Genomic DNA, 3571 nt, shown 5'->3' with positions numbered 1-3571 from the left:
TTCGGAAGGAAGCGGCCTCGAGCATCGGCTACTTCTGGAGCGAGAGCTACGGGCAGATCTATCCCGCGCTCCGCGAGCTCGCCGCCCGGGGCTTCGCCAAGCGCCGGGCGGATCGGCGCGGGGGGCATCGCGACCGCCGGGTCTATGAGATCACCGATCGCGGAAGGGAGGCGTTGCGTCGCTGGCGCGCCGTGCCTCCCCGCGCGGCGCCGGTGCGGAACGAGCTCTTGCTGAAATTATTCTTCGGCGACCGAAGCTCCGTCGGGCACGACGAGGGGTGGATCGAGCAGCTCCTCCTCGAAGAATCCGCTGACCTGCGCAACTTTCGCCGGATCCGGCGGCAGCTCATGAACGAGCAGCGCGACCACCCGAGCCTTCCCTTCTGGCTCATCACCCTGGGCTATGGGGAGCACCGTTCCCGCGCCGTGGCCCGATGGTGTCGCGAAACACTGAAGGCGCTCCGCTCGATGGAAGGCGGAGCCGCGAGAAGAGGTCCGGCATGATGAATGAACCGGTCGAACCGGCCGCGCTGCCCACACCAACGGCGAACCGCCGCCTCATCGCGCCCCTCTGGCACACGGGCGTGCTGCTGGCCGTGCTCCTGGTGATCACGACCTACGGGGCCTACGTCCAGAGCATCACGCGCGGCGGAACCCAGCTCGTCGAGCATCGCGGCTCGGCGCTTCCCCTCTACCTCATGCTCATCGCGTTCCAATGGGGGTTGCTTCGATTCGTCACCGCCGGCGGGCTCCGGAAAACCGGGACGCGGCTGCGCGATCTCATCGGCGAGAGATGGACCGGGTGGAAGGACGTGCTGCGCGATGTCGTGATCGCGCTCGCTGTGTGGGCTGTGTGGACCGCAGCGGAGACGCTCGTGGAGCAGAGGCTCGGAAGCGACAGCGCAAGAGGCATAAGCACGCTTCTTCCCCGCGACCCGCTCGAGGTTGCGGTCTGGGTTGCGCTGTCGCTCACGGCGGGATTTTGCGAGGAATCTATCTTCCGCGGCTACCTCCAGAGGCAGTTCGAGGCGCTGACCGGAAGCGCGCTGGTCGCGGTGCTCGCGCAGGCCGTGGTCTTCGGCGTGTCGCATGGGTATCAGGGGCTCCGGAACGTGATCGCCATCACGACGTTCGGCGCCCTGTTCGGCGCGCTCGCTGTGTGGCGGCGGAGCCTCAAGCCGGGGATGATTCTGCACGCGTGGACGGATATCTTCGGCGGGATTTTCGCGAGGCGGGGTTGACCCGCCGCGCCGGCGGGTTACTTCTTCGCCGCCGCGAAACGCTGCTTCAGCTCCTCGAAGAAATTCAGCGTGATATCGAGCCGGGTGATCTCGTCCTCGCCCGGAGCCTTCTGGATCGCGAGCAGCCGTGAGCCGCCGGATTCAGTTTGGAGAATTCCATTCTCCGAAAGGCTGAATGAGGCGTTCCCCCAAGTGGGCATCCGCAGGCCATCCATGACCGCGACGGTCTCGCCTCGGATCTCGAGCTTCCTCGCATCGAACGGCGCCGCGTAAAGAGCGTCGCCTCGAGTGAACAGGAGGTGTCCCGTCGGGGTGAATTGACCATTCCCGCCATCGTGGAGCAGAGGCTTCATCGCCCCCGTCTTCAAGTCCACGATTCGCAGGCCCTCGTGGTAGGAGCCTCCGTCATAGGATCGTATTACCGCGAAGGCGGCGCGATCGCCTGGGAGAGGTAGTCCGGCGAATTGCGCATCCCCGACGAACTCCAGCCCCGTGATCGCGACCGGCTTCGAGGAGGACCCTCCCTTCCCCAGAAGGCGCGCAAACTCCTTGCCATGATTCCTCATGATGGCGAGCTCGCCCGAGTGGAGCCAGACCGGGCCGCCAAACCATGCATCGTCCCAGCTCATGAGCGGCGTTGGTGGCGCGCTTCCGTCGGCCGGCGCCTTGAGGAGGCGATACTGGCCGGACCGCTCCGAGAGCGGCGCCCGGAACCAGATCCACCGCCCATCCGGGCTGAGCCCGAAACTCGTCGCACCTTCCGTGCCGCGGATCGGCTCGAACTCGGTCTTGTCCAAGCGGCGAAGGTAGAGGAGTGGGCGTGACTCCCCGGCGCCCACTGTCGAGCGAAGGGACGCGCGCAGGATCTCCGCGCGGCCATCGGGGGTGAGTTGGGCCTCGAGCGCGCGCAGCTCCGGCGGAATCGGGACCGAGACGCGCATGACGTCCCGGACGCCATGATGACCACCCGAGCCGAGCTGGCCCCACATGTTGAGTCCCAGGAGCGCGCCCAGGATGAGCCCGGCGGCGAAGAGGAATCCGTGGCTCCGCATCGCCTCGCGCGCGCGCGCAAGGGGATTCGTGGGCGGGGGCGGCGCCGCGGCGCCGGCGGCGGTCGCGCCCGTTTCGCCTGCCCGCACGGCCTCGAGAGCGAGGCGAGCCTCGCCGATGTCGCGGAGGCGTCTCTTTGGATCTTTTTCCAGGCAGCGCTTGAGCAGCTCCCGGATCCGCGGCGTCGTCGATTTTGGAAGCTTTGACCAATCGAGATCCTGGACCAGAATTTTCGCGATCGTGTCGCTCACCGTCTCCCCCTCGAACGCGCGTTTCCCGGTGAGGCACTCGTAGAGCACGCAACCAAAAGACCAGATGTCGGTGCGGCGGTCGACCGCCTTCCCTCGCGCCTGCTCGGGCGAAAGATAGGCGGCCGTGCCGAGGATCACGCCCGGGAGCGTCGCGGGCGAGTGGAACGTGGGTGAATGCGAGAGCGTCGGTGATGACAGCGTCGGTGAATCCGCGAGAAGAGGCGGTGGCACGATTCCCGATTCCTCGGCGACCTTCCCCTTCGCGAGCCCAAAATCCAGGACCTTCACGTGGTCGCCCGGGGTGATCATCACGTTCCCGGGTTTCAAGTCGCGGTGGATCACGCCGTTTTCGTGCGCCGCCTCGACTCCGGCCGCGACCTGCAGGCAGATCTCTTGGGCCTCGGCGAGCGGGAGCGGGCCGCGCACGAGCCGCGCCGCGAGGGTCTCCCCCTCGACGTGCTCGAGCGCGAGATAGCGGCGTCCCTCGCTCTCTTCCACGCCATAGATGCCCGCGACGTTGGGATGGTTGAGCGAGGCGAGCACTTTCGCCTCGCGCTCGAAGCGCGCGAGGCGATCGGGATCCGCTGCGACGTCGTCCGGCAGCGCCTTGATCGCGACCGCACGGTCGAGCCTGGTGTCGCGCGCGAGGTAGACGATGCCCATTCCGCCGCGCGCGATCTCGCGCTCGATGCGGTAGGGGCCGACCTGCGCGGGCGCGCCGGTTCCCGTGGGCGCGGGGGTCATGGGCTAATCGAACTCGCTTCTCGCGGGCGGGAGCGGTTGGTCGGCTCCGACCCGGCCGATCTCGATCCCGGCCCGCGAGTAGTTCTCGCCGCGGACATGGGAGCCGGCGAGCCGGCGCAGCATCGTGATTTGCCCGGTGTGGGTCAGCGAATCCGCGATCGCGCCCTGAAACATCCGCTCCGCCGGTTTGTGGAGCGGCTTCTTGGAGGCCAGGTAGTCATCGAAGGCTTGGAGCGCAGCGAAAAACCGCTTCACCTCGCGGTCCCAGGGAAGCGGCGTCGCGTCG

The 3571-nt window shown here is 67.5% G+C and carries 3 protein-coding genes; 2 read left to right on the top strand and 1 reads right to left on the bottom strand.

Going from position 1 to position 3571, the window contains the following annotated elements; translation table 11 throughout:
- On the top strand, positions 1 to 503 hold a 503-nt coding region (locus E6K76_12370; protein TMQ56626.1), incomplete at its 5' end, for a PadR family transcriptional regulator.
- A 194-nt stretch (positions 504 to 697) separates the two neighbouring features.
- Positions 698 to 1240 carry a CPBP family intramembrane metalloprotease gene (locus E6K76_12365; protein TMQ56627.1) on the top strand — a complete coding sequence of 181 codons (543 nt, stop codon included), beginning with the start codon at positions 698 to 700 and terminating at the stop codon, positions 1238 to 1240.
- 17 nt (positions 1241 to 1257) lie between these two features.
- Here E6K76_12365 and E6K76_12360 read toward each other — a convergent pair whose 3' ends face one another.
- Positions 1258 to 3285 (bottom strand): serine/threonine protein kinase, encoded by a 2028-nt coding sequence (locus E6K76_12360; GenBank protein ID TMQ56625.1) that lies wholly within the window; start codon positions 3283 to 3285, stop codon positions 1258 to 1260.
- Between the last annotated feature and the right edge of the window lie 286 nt (positions 3286 to 3571).

Source organism: Candidatus Eisenbacteria bacterium (assembly GCA_005893275.1).
Classification (GTDB): Bacteria; Eisenbacteria; RBG-16-71-46; order SZUA-252; family SZUA-252; genus WS-7.
Note: the sequence above shows the minus strand (reverse complement) of the source record. Positions and strands in the feature narration are given on the sequence as shown.

Coding starts and splice junctions, on each gene's coding strand:
- E6K76_12360 (TMQ56625.1), bottom strand. CDS start 3,285: ATGACCCCCGCGCCCACGGGAACCGGCGCGCCCGCGCAGGTCGGCCCC.
- E6K76_12365 (TMQ56627.1), top strand. CDS start 698: ATGCTCATCGCGTTCCAATGGGGGTTGCTTCGATTCGTCACCGCCGGC.